The following is a 14198-nucleotide window of genomic DNA, read 5'->3' on the forward strand; positions in this document are numbered from 1 at the left end:
AAATGCCTGTTTATCGGCCTTGCCGGTAAAAGCAATATCTCATATACCACTTATATGCGACTAAGCCTCCACAGCGACTATGCGCTACGCATCCTGATGGCGCTGGCGGCGACCGAGCGGCAAATGTCGGTCGACGAGATCGCCGGCCAATATGGCATTTCGCGCAACCATCTCGCCAAAGTGGCGCAGCGGTTGCAGGCCCTCGGCCATGTGCGCGCGCGGCGCGGGCGGGGCGGGGGGCTGAGCCTTGCCAGGCCACCCGGGGACGTGACCGTCGGCGCGATCGTGCGCGAATTCGAAAATCTGGCCGGCTTCGTCGAATGTATGGACCCTGCCGGATCGACCTGCCCGGTGCGTGGCGGCTGTGGGTTGCAGGGCGCGCTCGCGGGCGCGCTCGCGGCGTTCACATCGCATCTCGACACCTATACGCTCGCCGACCTGCTGCCGCATCCGGGGCGGTTCCGGGCGCTGCTCGGCGCCACCTGATTCGGCTTGCGCCCCGTCGCCGAGGCGGTATCGCTCGGCGCATGGCCAAGCTCTATTTCTACTATGCCAGCATGAACGCGGGCAAATCGACGACGCTGTTGCAGGCGGACTTCAACTATCGCGAGCGCGGCATGGACACGATGTTGTGGACCGCGGCGCTCGACGATCGCTATGGCGCGGGCCAGATCACGAGCCGGATCGGCCTGCTCGCCGACGCGCACAAGTTCGATCCCGACAGCGATTTATGGGCGGCGGTGAGCGCCGAGAACCGGCAGCGCCCGCTCGCCTGTGTGCTCGTCGACGAGGCGCAGTTCCTGACGCGCGATCAGGTGCTGGGCCTCGCGCGACTTGCCGACGAAGCGAATGTTCCAGTGCTTTGCTATGGCCTGCGCACCGATTTCGCCGCGAACCTGTTCCCCGGCTCGGCGGCGCTGCTCGGCCTGGCCGACGCGCTCGTCGAGCTGAAGGCGGTGTGCGAATGCGGGCGCAAGGCGACGATGAACCTGCGGGTCGACGACCACGGCCGCGCGGTGGTCGAGGGCGCGCAGACCGAGATCGGGGGCAACGACCGCTATGTCGCGATGTGCCGGCGGCACTTCATGGAAAAGCGCCGCGAGGCGGCGGCGATGCCCGCCGATGCTTGATCGCCTCTATACCGAACTCGCCGACGGCGACCTGCTGCTCCTCAAGCTCGGCGAACCGCACCGCGAGGCGCTGCGCGCCGCCTGCGCCGCCGATGCCGAAATCTGGCCGATCTATTCGTCGAGCTATGATCCCGATCATTTCGATGCGAGTTTCGACGCGCTCACCGGGCACGAAAGCCGCATGCCCTATGCAATCCTCGACGGCGCACGGCTGGTCGGGATGACCGCATGGCTGCGCCCCGACATGTCGGCCCAGACGATCGAACTCGGCAACAGCTATATCCACCCCGACGCGCGCGGCACCGGCTTCAACCGGCGCGTGAAGACGCTGATGCTGGATCATGCCTTCGCGGTCGGGATCCGCCGCGTCGAATTCCGCATCGACGAGCGCAACACGCGCAGCCAGGCCGCGGTCGCAAAGCTGGGCTGCACCAAGGAAGGGGTGCTGCGGTCCGAACGGATCACCTGGACCGGCCATGTGCGCGATACGGGGCTCTGGTCGTTGCTGGCCGACGAATGGGTGATCGGCGGTTAAGCCCTTTCATGGGAAGAGGAGAAGGGCGGGTCAGCTTCGGTTCAGCCGCATACTGCTAGATGCGGCGGCATGATACGGAATCTCGCACTCTCCCTGGCCGCCGCGCTGCTACCCCTTTCGGCGGCGGCGGCCGACGAGCCCGATGCAAAAACGACCGGAGCCGCCGCGCGCGAAATCGGCGCCGAGGCGAGCATCGTCTTTCCGAGCGACACTACGATCCGCAGCTGGGAGGCCGATCGCGAACGCGGGATATGGATCAAGGATCGTCGCGGTGACTGGTATTACGGCCAGTTTGCCGGCATCTGCCGCGACCTGGCCTTCGCCAATGCGATCGGGTTCGAAACGCGCGGCACGTCGCGGCTCGACCGTTTCGCGACGCTGATCGTGCGCGGCGAACGCTGTCCGCTGGTGTCGTTCGTCAACTCGGCGCCGCCGCCGTCGAGGCGCGACAAGGCCAAGGACATCGCGGACGACAAGGCCGAAAAGCCCAAGGCAAATTGACAAGCCCGGCCCATGCGCCCTAGCCGCGGCGCATGAACGGCTGGATCATCCTCGACAAACCGGTGGGCCTCGGCTCGACGCAGGCGGTGGGCGCGGTGAAGCGCGTGTGCCGCGAGGCGGGGCTCGGCAAGGTCAAGGTCGGCCACGGCGGGACGCTCGACCCGCTTGCGTCCGGCGTGCTGCCGATCGCGCTGGGGGAGGCGACCAAGCTGTGCGGACGGATGCTCGACGCGAGCAAGGCGTATGCGTTCACGATCGCGTTCGGCGCCGAGACTGCGGGACTCGATGCCGAGGGCGAGGTCGTCGCGACCAGCGAGGTCCGTCCGACGCTGACCGAGGTGGAGGCGGTGCTGCCGCGCTTCACCGGCGCGATCGAACAGGTGCCGCCGGCCTTTTCAGCGATCAAGGTCGATGGAGAGCGCGCCTATGACCGTGCGCGCAAGGGCGAGGCTGTCGAAATGAAAGCGCGGGAAGTGACGATCCATTCGCTTCGTCATGCCGGACTTGATCCGGCATCCAAGGGCGCGGACGAAGCATGGACCCCAGATCAAGTCCGGGGTGACGAAAGAGCGGGAAGTAAAGGGCTCGACGATATCACCCTCGCCGCGCATGTGTCGAAGGGCACCTATATCCGCAGCCTCGCGCGCGACATTGCCCATGCGCTTGGAACCGTCGGCCATGTGACGATGCTGCGCCGCACGAAGGCGGGGCCGTTCGCGCTCGAATCTGCGATTTCACTGGACAAATTGAACGCGTTCGGTCAAGGCGCCGCGCAATCAGATGTGATTCTGCCGCTCGAGGCAGGGCTGGTCGACATCCCGGCTCTGGACCTTTCCCCGGAAGCGGCAGGGGCGATCCGCCAGGGTCGCGTCTGGACCGGGGGAAGCACGCAGGACGGGCTCTATTGGGGACGGGACAGCGAAAAGCGGCCCGTCGCGCTGATAGAGGTTTCGGCGGGAACGCTGAAGGTCGTGCGGGGCTTCAATCTATAAGCCACGATGTTCGAAGGAAGCATAGACATGTCGATTACTGCCGAGCGCAAGGCCGAACTCATCAACGAACATGCCCGCGAAAAGGGCGACACGGGGTCGCCGGAAGTGCAGGTCGCGATCCTGACCGACCGCATCAACACGCTGACCGAGCACTTCAAGGCGCACCACAAGGACAATCACAGCCGCCGCGGGCTGCTGATGATGGTCAACAAGCGTCGCAGCCTCCTCGACTATCTGAAAAAGAAGGACGAGGGTCGCTACGCCGACCTGATCGCGAAGCTGGGTCTTCGCAAGTAATCATGGTGGACGGCCCCGTTTCGGGGCCGTTTGCTTACCAAGTCTCCGTTCGCCCTGTGGAGGGACTGAGCGAAGGCGAAGGCCCGTCTCGAAGGACTCGTTTGATCCTTCGAGACGCCATTTCGACAGGCTCAATGGCTCCTCGGGAAGAGCGGCGTTGGGTTGGTCTAGGGGCTATCCCGCATCCGGCGGGACCGCCATCGGGGCAGACAGACGCCCCACACCGCCCGGGCCGGATTGCCCGGAAAAGAGAGGCCCCGCCCGGCATAGGGCCCGGCGGGCGAAGGAAATCAAATGTTTGATGTTAAAAACGTATCGATCGAGTGGGGCGGTGAAACGCTGACCCTCGAAACGGGCAAGGTTGCCCGTCAGGCCGACGGCGCCGTCGTCGCCACCCTCGGCGAAACGGTCGTCCTGTGCGCCGTCACCGCCGCCAAGTCGGTGAAGGAAGGCCAGGACTTCTTTCCGCTGACCGTCCATTACCAGGAAAAATATGCCGGCGCGGGCCGTATCCCGGGCGGCTTTTTCAAGCGCGAACGCGGCGCGACCGAAAAGGAAACGCTGGTCAGCCGCCTGATCGACCGTCCGATCCGCCCGCTGTTCCCCGAAGGTTTCTATAACGAGATCAACACGATCGCTCAGGTGATGAGCTATGACGGTCACAATGAGCCCGACGTCCTCGCGATGGTTGCGGCCTCGGCCGCGCTCACCATTTCGGGTGTTCCGTTCATGGGCCCGATCGGCGCTGCCCGCGTCGGCTATCTCGACGGCGAATATATTCTGAATCCGACCGACGAGCAGGTTGCCGAAGGCGATCTGGACCTTGTCGTCGCGGCGACCCACGACGCGGTGATGATGGTCGAATCCGAAGCCAACGAGCTGTCGGAAGAGGTGATGCTCGGCGCGGTGATGTTCGCGCACGACGCGTGCCGCGACGTCATCAAGGCGATCATCGGCCTTGCCGAACAGGCCGCGAAGGATCCCTGGGAGCTTGCCGGCACCGACGACAATGCCGCGCTGAAGGACAAGCTGAAGAAGCTGGTCGGCAAGGATATCGCCGCGGCCTACAAGCTGACCGACAAGTCGGCGCGCTCGAACGCGCTCAACGAAGCCCGTGCAAAGGCCAAGGACCAGTTCGCGGCCGACGGCCTCGATCCCCAGGCGGTGATGGCCGGAATCAAGCTGGTCAAGAAGCTGGAAGCCGAAATCGTCCGCGGCGCGATCCTGAAGGACGGCACGCGCATCGACGGCCGTTCGACGACGCAGATCCGCCCGATCGAGGCGGAAACGCACTTCCTGCCGCGCGCGCACGGTTCGGCGCTGTTCACCCGCGGCGAGACCCAGACGATCGCGACCTGCACGCTCGGCACCAAGGAAGCCGAGCAGATGATCGACGGTCTCAACGGCCTGCGCTACGAAAACTTCATGCTGCACTATAACTTCCCGCCCTATTCGGTCGGCGAAGTCGGCCGCTTCGGTCCTCCGGGACGCCGCGAAGTCGGCCACGGCAAGCTCGCCTGGCGCGCGCTGCACCCGGTGCTGCCGACGAAGGAGGACTTCCCCTACACGATCCGCCTGACCAGCGACATCACCGAATCGAACGGGTCGTCGTCGATGGCGACCGTGTGCGGCGGCTCGCTGTCGCTGATGGATGCCGGCGTGCCGATCAAGCGCCCGGTGTCGGGCATCGCGATGGGCCTGATCCTCGAAGGCGACGAGTTCGCGATCCTGTCGGACATCCTTGGCGACGAGGACCATCTCGGCGACATGGATTTCAAGGTCGCGGGTACGTCCGAAGGCATCACCACGATGCAGATGGACATCAAGATCGCCGGCATCACCAAGGAAATCTTCGAAAAGGCACTGGCGCAGGCCAAGGAGGGCCGCGCCCACATCCTGGGTGAGATGAACAAGGCGCTGGGCGAGGCCCGCAGCGAATTGTCGGCGCACGCACCGCGCATCGAGACGATCAATATCGACAAGTCGAAGATCCGCGACGTCATCGGTACCGGCGGCAAGGTGATCCGCGAGATCGTCGCCACCACCGGCGCCAAGGTCGACATCGACGACGAAGGCATCATCAAGATCGCTTCGTCGGACCCGGCGCAGATCGAGGCCGCGAAGGCGTGGATCCTCGGCATCGTCGAAGAGCCCGAGGTCGGCAAGATCTATAACGGCAAGGTCGTCAATCTCGTCGACTTCGGTGCGTTCGTGAATTTCATGGGCGGCAAGGACGGCCTCGTCCACGTCAGCGAAATCAGGAACGAGCGCGTCGAAAAGGTCGCCGACGTCCTGTCCGAAGGGCAGGAGGTCAAGGTCAAGGTGCTCGAGATCGATCCGCGCGGCAAGGTCCGCCTGTCGATGCGCGTCGTCGACCAGGAAACCGGCGAGGAACTCGAAGACACCCGTCCGCCCCGCGAACCGCGCGGCGATCGCGGTGATCGTGGTCCGCGCCGCGACGGCGGCGACCGTGGCCGTGGCGGCCGCGACCGCGGTCCGCGCCGAGAAGGCGGCGACCGCGACCGCGGCCCGCGCCGCGAGCGCAGCGACAATGGTCCCGAGGACCAGGGCCATGTGCCCGACTTCCTGAAGGACTGATCGCCTTTGGCATCGGAAAAGAAGGGGGCCTGCGAAAGCAGGCCCCTTTTTCTTTGCGTGCGGTCGGGGGCTTTGGGTGAGGAGCGGATATTTCCGCTATCGTTATGGCAAGGGGTCACAACCGGTCACAACCGGACGCAGGCGCCGGGACTCGCCACGCCCGCCCGATTTGATTATGTCGCTGTCCCATGTTGACGATGATCCTTCCGCTCCTCGCCCTCGCGGTGCAACCCGCGGTCCAGCCGGACGCGCCGCCCGCCGCCACCGATCATGCGCCCGACGCCGTCGCCGCCGCGCCCGATACGCGGCCCTATGTCGCGCTCGACACCGATCTCGGGACCATCACGGTGCGGATCGAGGACGGGCGCGCGCCGGTCACGGCGAGGAATTTCCTGCGCTATGTCGACACGAAGCGGATGGACGGGTTCAAATTCTATCGCTCGACACGGACATGGGGCCCGGCGAGCCGACTGATCCAGGCGGGGAACCGCGGCAATGCCGCGCGCAACTTTCCGCCGATCGCGCACGAGCCGACGACGCAGACCGGGCTGACCAATTGCGACGGCGCGCTGTCGATGGCGCGGCTCAACCCCGGTGACGCGACGACCGATTTCTTTCTGCTGCTGTCCGATATCAAGGGATTCGATGCCGATGCCCAGGGCGGCGACGGCGCGGGGTTCGCGGTGTTCGGGGAGATCGTTGGGGGCCGCGACGTCGCCGAGCAAATCTATGCCGCGCCGGTGTCGCCGACCGCCGGCGACGGTCCGATGCAGGGCCAGATCCTCGACCCGATGGTGACGATCAAGACCGCGCGGCGCGTACCCGCGCCCGCCAATCCGCCGCAGGGCTGCGTCGTCAGGTCGGCCGCGCCCGTCTCCCCGGCGCAATAGGGAGGCAAAGCGCCGAAACGCCCCATCATTTATTTTGCGTTCATCCGCGCTGTGGCTATACCGCCCGCATGACTCACCGGACTAATCCGCGCGCCGCCGTGCGCCTGCTCGCCGCAGCCCTTGTGATGACGCCCTTGCTGGCGGCCTGTGCCGGGGGCGGCGGGGTCAAGAAAGACACGCGGTACATCGCGCGCGATGTCAGCACATTGTACCGTGCGGCGCAGGATCGCCTCGATCGCGGCCAGTACAAGCTCGCCGCCGCGCTGTTCGACGAGGTCGAGCGCCAGCATCCCTATTCGCCCTGGGCGCGCCGTGCGCAGCTGATGAGCAGCTTTTCCTATTATATGGACCGCGAATATACGCCGGCGATCGCCGCGGCGCAGCGTTTCCTCGCGATCCATCCGGGCAACAAGGATGCCCCCTATGCCTATTATCTGATCGCGCTCAGCTATTATGAGCAGATCAGCGACGTCACCCGCGACCAGAAGATCACCGAGCAGGCGCGAAACACGCTCGGCGAAGTGATCCGCCGCTATCCCGACAGCCGCTATGCCGCCGATGCGCGGCTCAAGATGGACCTGGTGCAGGACCATCTCGCGGGCAAGGAGATGGAGATCGGCCGTTTCTACGAGCGCAGCTCGAACTGGCTCGCCGCCTCGATCCGCTTCCGCGAAGTGGTCGACAAATATCAGACGACGAGCCACGCGCCCGAGGCGCTCTATCGCCTCGTCGAATGCTATCTCGCGCTCGGCGTGCCGTCGGAGGCGAAGAAGTCGGCGGCGGTTCTCGGCGCGAACTATCCGGGCAGCAAATGGTACGAACGCGCGTTCGAACTGATGGAAAAGCACGCGCCGACCGCCTGAGGCAACCGGCGATAGATTCGCATTTTGTTCTGCGGTAAGGGCGGGACATGCTGACCGCGCTGTCCATTGCCAATATCGTGCTGATCGAGCGGCTCGACCTCGAATTCGACAGCGGGCTCGGCGTGCTGACCGGCGAAACCGGGGCGGGCAAGTCGATCTTGCTCGATTCGCTGGGGCTTGCGCTCGGCATGCGCGCCGACACCGGACTGGTGCGGCAGGGCGCCGACCGCGCGCAGGTCACGGCGAGTTTTGCACCGCCGGCACCGGGCACGCCGCTCGCCGTGCTGCTGGCCGACAACGACATCGCGCTCGAACCCGGGGAGCCCCTGCTCGTCCGCCGCACGCTCAGGGCCGACGGTGGTAGCCGCGCCTTTCTGGGCGACCAGCCCTGCTCGGCGGCGCTGCTGCGCGAGGTCGGCGGGTATCTGGTCGAAATCCACGGTCAGCACGACGATCGCGGCCTGCTCGCGCCTGCGGGACACCGCGCGCTGCTCGATGCCTATGCGCGTGCCGACACCGGCGCGGTCGCCGCGGCGCATGGCGCGTGGCGCGCCGCCGAGGACAAGCTCGCCGCGGCCAGGGCGGCGCTCGACGAGGCGGAGCGCGACCGCGAATGGCTCGACCATTGCGTTGCCGAACTACAGGCGCTCGCGCCCCGGCCCGGAGAGGAAACCGAACTCGCCGAGGCGCGCGCGTCGATGCAGAAGGGCGAGCGGATCGCCGGCGATCTTGCGACGATCCTCGACGCGTTCGACGGCAGCGAGGGCGGCCCGGCGCTGCTGCGCGGCGCGGCGCGGCGGCTCGACCGGCTCGCGGGCGATCACCCGCTGCTCGCGGAGGCGCTCGCGAACCTCGATCGCGCGATCATCGACGCCGACGAGGCCGAGGCGAAGCTGCACGAGGCGGCGCGCGCGATGGAATATGACCCCGACCGCCTCGAAGCCGCCGAAACGCGTTTGTTCGAACTGCGTGCGCTCGCCCGCAAGCACGGCTGCCAGCCCGACGACCTGCCGCGGCTGACGCTCGACCTCGCGGCGCGGCTCGACGCGATCGAGGGCGGCGGCGCGGGGCTCGCGAAACTCGAGGCGGCGGTGCGCGACACCGCGGCGGCCTATACCCACGCCGCGACCGCGCTGTCGAACCAGCGCACGAAGGCGGCAGCGCGGCTCGACGCCGCGGTCGCGGGAGAGCTTGTGCCGCTCAAGCTCGACGCCGCGCGCTTCCAGACGCTCGTCGAGCCGCTGCCCGCCGAACGCTGGGGACCCGACGGCATCGACCGGGTCGAATTTCTCATTTCGACCAACCCCGGTGCGCCTTTCGCCCCGCTCGCCAAGATTGCGAGCGGCGGCGAATTGTCGCGCTTCATCCTCGCATTGAAGGTCGCGCTCGCCGAGGAAGGCGGCGCCGACACGATCATCTTCGACGAAATCGACCGCGGCGTCGGCGGCGCCGTCGCGAGCGCGATCGGCGAACGGCTGGCGCGGCTCGCCAAGGGAACGGCGGGCGGCGCGGGCAGGCAATTGCTCGCTGTGACGCACAGCCCGCAGGTCGCGGCCAAGGGCGCCGCGCACTTCCTGATCGCCAAGTCGAGCGAGGGCACCGTCACCCGCACCGGCGTCCGCGCCCTCGACGACGCGGGACGGCGCGAAGAAATCGCGCGGATGCTGTCGGGGGCGGAGGTGACGGAGGAAGCGCGGGCGCAGGCGGAACGGTTGCTGGAGGTGGTGTGATGGATCACCCCCTCGACCGCCCCGTCTGGTCAATGCTCACCGGGCGGCAGGCGCATCTCGCGACGGGCGACGCCCAAGCGGTGCGGATCGATCGCGGCTATGGGCCGTTCGGCGCCGCCGCCGATACGGGCGCCGCGGCGCAGGCGGCGCTCGCGGCGCTGGCTCCCCATGACGGCGAACTGTGGATCGTCGAGGGCGAGCCATGGCCCTTGCCGCCGGGCACGCGCGAAGTGCGGCGCGCAGTGCTTGCGCAGATGGTGGCCGAAGGACCGCCGCCCGCGCCGCGCGCCGGCGAGCCTGCGATGGTGCCGCTGTCCGACGCCGATGCGCCCGAAATGGGAGCGCTCGCCGACCATGCGAAGCCGGGTCCGTGGGGGCCGGCGACGCATCGCTATGGCCCCTTCTTCGGCGTGCGCGAAGAGGGGCGACTGCTCGCGATGGCGGGCCAAAGGATGCTGATGCCCGGCATGGCCGAGGTCAGCGGGGTCGCAACCTGGGCCGACTGCCGCGGGCGCGGCCTTGCCCGCGCGTTGATCGGCCATGTCATGCGCGCAATGGTCGCGCGCGGCGACACGCCCTTCCTGCACAGCTATGCCGACAATGCGGGCGCGATCGCGCTCTACGAAACGCTCGGCTTTCGCATCCGGCGGCAGGTGCATGTGCTGGTGATCGCGCGATTGGATACTCGCGCCGAGTTCGCGCCGGTGGCAAAAGCCGGGGCATGACCAACATCGAATCGCTGACCGAGGCCGAGGCCGCGAACGAGCTGATGCGGCTCGCGAAGCAGATCGCGCACCACAACAAACTCTATCATGCCGAGGACAGCCCGGAGATTTCGGACGCCGACTATGACGCGCTTGTCCGCCGCAACAATGCGATCGAGGCGGCCTTCCCCCGTCTGATCCGGGCCGACAGTCCGAACCGGCTGGTCGGCGCTGCGGTCGAGGCGTCGCCGCTCGCCAAGGTTACGCACGCGGTGCGGATGATGAGCCTCGATAATGCGTTCGCCGCCGAGGATGTCGCCGAGTTCGTGGCGCGCGTGCGCCGTTTCCTGGCGCTCGGCGAGGACGAGGCGGTCGCGCTGACCGCCGAGGACAAGATCGACGGCCTGTCCTGTTCGCTGCGCTATGAAAAGGGCGAGCTCGTCCAGGCGGCCACGCGCGGCGACGGCACGGTCGGGGAGGACGTCACCGCCAATGTGCGGACGATCGCCGATATTCCCGAGCGACTGAAGGGCGAGGTGCCCGACGTCTTCGAGATCCGCGGCGAGGTCTATATGGCCAAGGCCGATTTCACCGCGCTCAATGCGCGCCTCCTTGCCGAGGCCGAGGACGCCGAAAAGGCGCGCCAGTTCGCCAATCCGCGCAACGCCGCGGCGGGTTCGCTGCGCCAGAAGGACGCGAGCGTCACCGCGGCGCGCCCGCTGCGCTTCCTCGCGCACGGCTGGGGCGAGGTCAGCGACGTGCCCGAAGCGACGCAGTTCGCGATGATGCAGCGCATCGAAGGCTGGGGCGTGCCGGTGTCGCCGCTACTGAAGCGGTTCGACGGCGCCGCCGGCGTGCTCGACCATTATCGCACGATCGAGGCCGAGCGCGCCGACATGCCTTACGACATCGACGGCGTCGTCTATAAGGTCGACCGGCTCGACTGGCAGCAACGGCTCGGCTTCGTCGCCAAGGCGCCGCGCTGGGCGATCGCGCATAAATTCCCCGCCGAACGCGCACAGACGACGCTCGAAGCCATCGACATTCAGGTCGGGCGCACCGGGAAGCTGACCCCGGTCGGGCGACTGACCCCAGTCACCGTCGGCGGGGTCGTCGTGTCGAACGTCACGCTGCACAATCGCGACGAGATCGAACGCCTCGGCGTACGGCCCGGCGACCGCATCGTCGTTCAGCGTGCGGGCGACGTGATCCCGCAGGTGGTCGACAATCTGACCCGCGATGAAAAGCGGGCGCCCTATGTCTTCCCCGACCATTGCCCGGTGTGCGGCAGCGAGGCGGTGGCCGAGGAGGGCGAGGTCGACGTACGCTGCACTGGCGGCCTTATCTGCGCGGCGCAGAAGTTCGAACGGCTGCGGCATTTCGTCAGCCGCGGCGCGCTCGACATCGAGGGACTGGGCGAAAAGAGTATCGAGGAATTTCTGACACTCGGCTGGCTCGACAAGGGACCGGCCGACATTTTCCGCCTCAAGGCGCACCGCGAGGCGCTGCTGGGGCGCGAGGGTTGGAAGGAGAAGTCGGTCGACAATCTGCTCGCCGCGATCGAGGCGAAACGCGAACCCGACGCCGCGCGGCTGCTCTTCGGGCTCGGTATCCGCCATGTCGGCGCGGTGACCGCGCGCGACCTGCTCAAGGGGCTTGGCGACATCCGGCGGCTTCCCGGCAAGGCGGCCGAATTGCGCACGTGGGGCGAGGCCCATCCGCGCGAGGAGGGCGAATCCGACGGCAAATATGCGAGCCGCAAGCTCGACGCGATCAAGGCGATCCTCGAGGTGCGCGCCGACGGCATCGGCCCCGCGGTCGCCGAGGCGCTGAGCGACTTCTTCCACGAACCGCACAACCGCGCGCTGTGGGACGACCTGCTCGGCGAAGTATCGCCGCCGCTTTATGTCGTCGAAACGCAGGAGAGCGAGGTGTCGGGCAAGACCGTCGTCTTCACCGGCAAGCTCGAGACGATGAGCCGCGACGAGGCGAAGGCACAGGCCGAACGGCTGGGCGCGAAGGCTGCGGGATCGGTGAGCGCGAAGACCGACCTCGTCGTCGCTGGGCCTGGCGCCGGATCGAAACTCAAGCAGGCGAGCGCGCTCGGCATCCGTGTGATCGACGAAGCGGACTGGGCGAGGATCGTCGAGGCGGCGGGATAGCAAATCCTCCCCGCTCGCGGGGAGGTGGCAAGCCGAAGGCTTGACGGAGGGGGCTATCGTCCTCAAGCCTCGGTTTCAGGACGATAGCCCCCTCCACCACCGGCTGTGCCGGCGGTCCCCCTCCCCGCGAGCGGGGAGGATTTGGGAGCGGCCGTCGAGGGAGTTTTCATGGCCAAGCGTGACTATCTGCAAAATCTGATGCGCGACCTTGAATCGCACACCGAAGTGCGGCGGTTCGGGAGCGGCTGGCTGTCGGGCTTTTTCGCGCTGCTGTTCGCGATCAGCGGTTTCTTCATGGTCGTCGCGCTGCGCTTCCCCGACTGGTTCGCGACGCCCGAGCTGGAAGTGGTCAAGGGCTGGACCGGCTTTCGCGGCGCGGTGCACCTTGTCCTGCTCGTCAGCTACGGCCTGTCGCTGCTCAGCCTGCTGCTGCGTCCGCGCAAGGTGCTGGGCGCCACCGCGCTGATGATCGGGCTCGCCGCCGCGCTGATGGGCGGGGCGAACGTCCAGCCCGCCGAGACGCGCGACTGGGGGATTTTCTTCGGACTCGATTTCTTCGTCGTCAACCTGCTGGTCACCGGCTTCATGTTCGCGCCCCTCGAACGCGCCTTTCCGCACCGCCGCGCACAGCGGCTCTTTCGCACCGAATGGCGCGAGGATCTGTTCTACTATCTCGTGAGCACGATGTTCGTGCAGATACTGGGCTTCCTCGCGCTCGCGCCGCAGGCGTTCGTCAACGACCATACGAGTAGCTGGGCGGCGTTCCGCGCCGGAGTCGCGTCGCTGCCGTGGGCGGTGCAGTTCGTCATCGTCCTTATCGCGTCGGACGTCGTGCAATATTGGTTCCACCGCAGCTTCCACCGCTTCCCCTTCCTGTGGGGATTCCACGCGATCCACCACAGCGCGAAATCGATGGACTGGCTCGCGGGGTCGCGGATGCACTTCGTAGAGATCATCCTCCTGCGCTCGATCACCTCGCTGCCGCTGTTCACGCTGGGGTTCAGCCCGTCGGTGATGCAGGCCTATATCGGCTTCGTCTATGTCTGGTCGTCGCTGCTCCACGCCAATGTCGGCGGCGATTTCAACCGGCTCGGCCACTGGCTCGCGACGCCGCGCTTCCACCATTGGCATCACGGGCTCGAGCGCGAGGCGTTCGACGTCAATTTCGCGATCCACTTTCCTTTCCTCGACAAGCTGTTCGGGACTTTCCACCTGCCGAAGGATCGCTGGCCCGAAAATTACGGCATCCCCGAAGATGTCCCGAAACATTATGTCGGCCAGTTTCTCTATCCCTGGACGCGAACGGGCAAGAAGACCGACGAGGCGTCGGCGGAATAGGACGATTTGCCCGCTTGTCAGACGGGCGATTGCGCCATAAGGCGCGCGTCCGTGGGCATCCTCGCCGCCTTGCGCCGTCCCGGCATCCTGCTGCTGCTTCCCGTGCTGCTGGCGCTCGCCGCGCGCACGTTCGTTGCGCCCGGCTGGATGATCGAAACCGACAGCGGCGGATCGATTACCGTCCGCGTCTGTTCGGACCCGTCGAACCCCGGCGCGACCTTGACGATCCCGCTCGAAAAGAGCGGCGATCACGAGGCTTCGAAAAACCAGCATTGCCCGTGGGGCGCGCTGGCCGTCGCGCCGATCATGCCCGATACGCCGGCGCTGCCTATGGCACTCGCGCTCGTTGCGCCGGCGCCGGTGCCGACGCCGCTGTTCGGTTTTGCGCCCGGCGCCGCCTCGCCGCTGCCGCCGAGTACCGGACCCCCCGCCTTCGCCTGAATCCAGCCTGACCGGCC

At 67.0% G+C, this 14198-nt stretch carries 14 protein-coding genes; all 14 read left to right on the top strand.

From position 1 onward, the window contains the following. Positions 1–54: 54 nt before the first annotated feature. The 14 genes from AC58D2_RS14485 to AC58D2_RS14550 all read left to right on the top strand — a co-directional run bounded on the left by AC58D2_RS14485 (position 55) and on the right by AC58D2_RS14550 (position 14181). Positions 55–486 carry an RrF2 family transcriptional regulator gene (locus AC58D2_RS14485; protein ID WP_497391532.1) on the top strand — a complete coding sequence of 144 codons (432 nt, stop codon included), beginning with the start codon at positions 55–57 and terminating at the stop codon, positions 484–486. A gap of 41 nt (positions 487–527) precedes the next feature. After that, positions 528–1130, top strand: coding sequence for a thymidine kinase (locus tag AC58D2_RS14490; protein ID WP_497391534.1), 603 nt, complete (start codon positions 528–530; stop codon positions 1128–1130). Next, positions 1123–1665 carry a GNAT family N-acetyltransferase gene (locus AC58D2_RS14495; RefSeq protein ID WP_497391536.1) on the top strand — a complete coding sequence of 181 codons (543 nt, stop codon included), beginning with the start codon at positions 1123–1125 and terminating at the stop codon, positions 1663–1665. Before AC58D2_RS14490 ends, AC58D2_RS14495 begins: the two co-directional genes overlap by 8 nt. 69 nt (positions 1666–1734) lie before the next feature. Continuing rightward, positions 1735–2166, top strand: coding sequence for a DUF6491 family protein (locus tag AC58D2_RS14500; RefSeq protein WP_497391538.1), 432 nt, complete (start codon positions 1735–1737; stop codon positions 2164–2166). Positions 2167–2198: 32 nt separating this feature from the next. Continuing rightward, positions 2199–3158, top strand: coding sequence for a tRNA pseudouridine(55) synthase TruB (gene truB / locus AC58D2_RS14505; protein WP_497391540.1), 960 nt, complete (start codon positions 2199–2201; stop codon positions 3156–3158). Between the two features lie 27 nt (positions 3159–3185). Continuing rightward, a complete protein-coding gene (gene rpsO / locus AC58D2_RS14510; RefSeq protein WP_497391542.1) occupies positions 3186–3455 on the top strand; it encodes a 30S ribosomal protein S15 in 270 nt (89 codons plus the stop codon). A gap of 294 nt (positions 3456–3749) precedes the next feature. Continuing rightward, positions 3750–6053 carry a polyribonucleotide nucleotidyltransferase gene (gene pnp / locus AC58D2_RS14515; protein WP_497391544.1) on the top strand — a complete coding sequence of 768 codons (2304 nt, stop codon included), beginning with the start codon at positions 3750–3752 and terminating at the stop codon, positions 6051–6053. 188 nt (positions 6054–6241) lie between these two features. Next, the gene (locus AC58D2_RS14520; protein WP_497391546.1) at positions 6242–6943 is read left to right on the top strand and encodes a peptidylprolyl isomerase; all 702 of its coding nucleotides are present in this window, start codon (positions 6242–6244) and stop codon (positions 6941–6943) included. Between the two features lie 68 nt (positions 6944–7011). Further along, complete coding sequence (locus AC58D2_RS14525) at positions 7012–7806, top strand: outer membrane protein assembly factor BamD (RefSeq protein WP_497391548.1); 795 nt, start codon at positions 7012–7014, stop codon at positions 7804–7806. Between the two features lie 47 nt (positions 7807–7853). Beyond that, positions 7854–9536 carry a DNA repair protein RecN gene (gene recN, locus AC58D2_RS14530; protein ID WP_497391550.1) on the top strand — a complete coding sequence of 561 codons (1683 nt, stop codon included), beginning with the start codon at positions 7854–7856 and terminating at the stop codon, positions 9534–9536. After that, positions 9536–10261, top strand: coding sequence for a GNAT family N-acetyltransferase (locus tag AC58D2_RS14535; protein ID WP_497391552.1), 726 nt, complete (start codon positions 9536–9538; stop codon positions 10259–10261). Before recN ends, AC58D2_RS14535 begins: the two co-directional genes overlap by 1 nt. After that, positions 10258–12402, top strand: a complete 2145-nt coding sequence (gene ligA / locus AC58D2_RS14540; RefSeq protein WP_497391554.1) for an NAD-dependent DNA ligase LigA — start codon at positions 10258–10260, stop codon at positions 12400–12402. The genes AC58D2_RS14535 and ligA overlap by 4 nt, the downstream gene beginning before the upstream one ends. 168 nt (positions 12403–12570) lie before the next feature. Further along, a complete protein-coding gene (locus AC58D2_RS14545) occupies positions 12571–13740 on the top strand; it encodes a sterol desaturase family protein (RefSeq protein ID WP_497391556.1) in 1170 nt (389 codons plus the stop codon). A 51-nt stretch (positions 13741–13791) separates the two neighbouring features. Then, a complete protein-coding gene (locus AC58D2_RS14550; protein ID WP_497391558.1) occupies positions 13792–14181 on the top strand; it encodes a hypothetical protein in 390 nt (129 codons plus the stop codon). Positions 14182–14198: the final 17 nt, after the last annotated feature.

It is taken from the genome of Sphingopyxis sp. CR5, assembly GCF_059693785.1.

What these genes read in the sequence shown, in the direction of transcription:
- AC58D2_RS14490 (WP_497391534.1), top strand. Translation starts at nt 528, where the DNA reads ATGGCCAAGCTCTATTTCTACTATGCCAGCATGAACGCGGGCAAATCG.
- AC58D2_RS14545 (WP_497391556.1), top strand. Translation starts at nt 12,571, where the DNA reads ATGGCCAAGCGTGACTATCTGCAAAATCTGATGCGCGACCTTGAATCG.
- AC58D2_RS14495 (WP_497391536.1), top strand. Translation starts at nt 1,123, where the DNA reads ATGCTTGATCGCCTCTATACCGAACTCGCCGACGGCGACCTGCTGCTC.
- truB (WP_497391540.1), top strand. Translation starts at nt 2,199, where the DNA reads ATGAACGGCTGGATCATCCTCGACAAACCGGTGGGCCTCGGCTCGACG.
- AC58D2_RS14525 (WP_497391548.1), top strand. Translation starts at nt 7,012, where the DNA reads ATGACTCACCGGACTAATCCGCGCGCCGCCGTGCGCCTGCTCGCCGCA.
- pnp (WP_497391544.1), top strand. Translation starts at nt 3,750, where the DNA reads ATGTTTGATGTTAAAAACGTATCGATCGAGTGGGGCGGTGAAACGCTG.
- AC58D2_RS14500 (WP_497391538.1), top strand. Translation starts at nt 1,735, where the DNA reads ATGATACGGAATCTCGCACTCTCCCTGGCCGCCGCGCTGCTACCCCTT.
- ligA (WP_497391554.1), top strand. Translation starts at nt 10,258, where the DNA reads ATGACCAACATCGAATCGCTGACCGAGGCCGAGGCCGCGAACGAGCTG.
- AC58D2_RS14535 (WP_497391552.1), top strand. Translation starts at nt 9,536, where the DNA reads ATGGATCACCCCCTCGACCGCCCCGTCTGGTCAATGCTCACCGGGCGG.
- recN (WP_497391550.1), top strand. Translation starts at nt 7,854, where the DNA reads ATGCTGACCGCGCTGTCCATTGCCAATATCGTGCTGATCGAGCGGCTC.
- AC58D2_RS14520 (WP_497391546.1), top strand. Translation starts at nt 6,242, where the DNA reads ATGTTGACGATGATCCTTCCGCTCCTCGCCCTCGCGGTGCAACCCGCG.
- AC58D2_RS14485 (WP_497391532.1), top strand. Translation starts at nt 55, where the DNA reads ATGCGACTAAGCCTCCACAGCGACTATGCGCTACGCATCCTGATGGCG.
- rpsO (WP_497391542.1), top strand. Translation starts at nt 3,186, where the DNA reads ATGTCGATTACTGCCGAGCGCAAGGCCGAACTCATCAACGAACATGCC.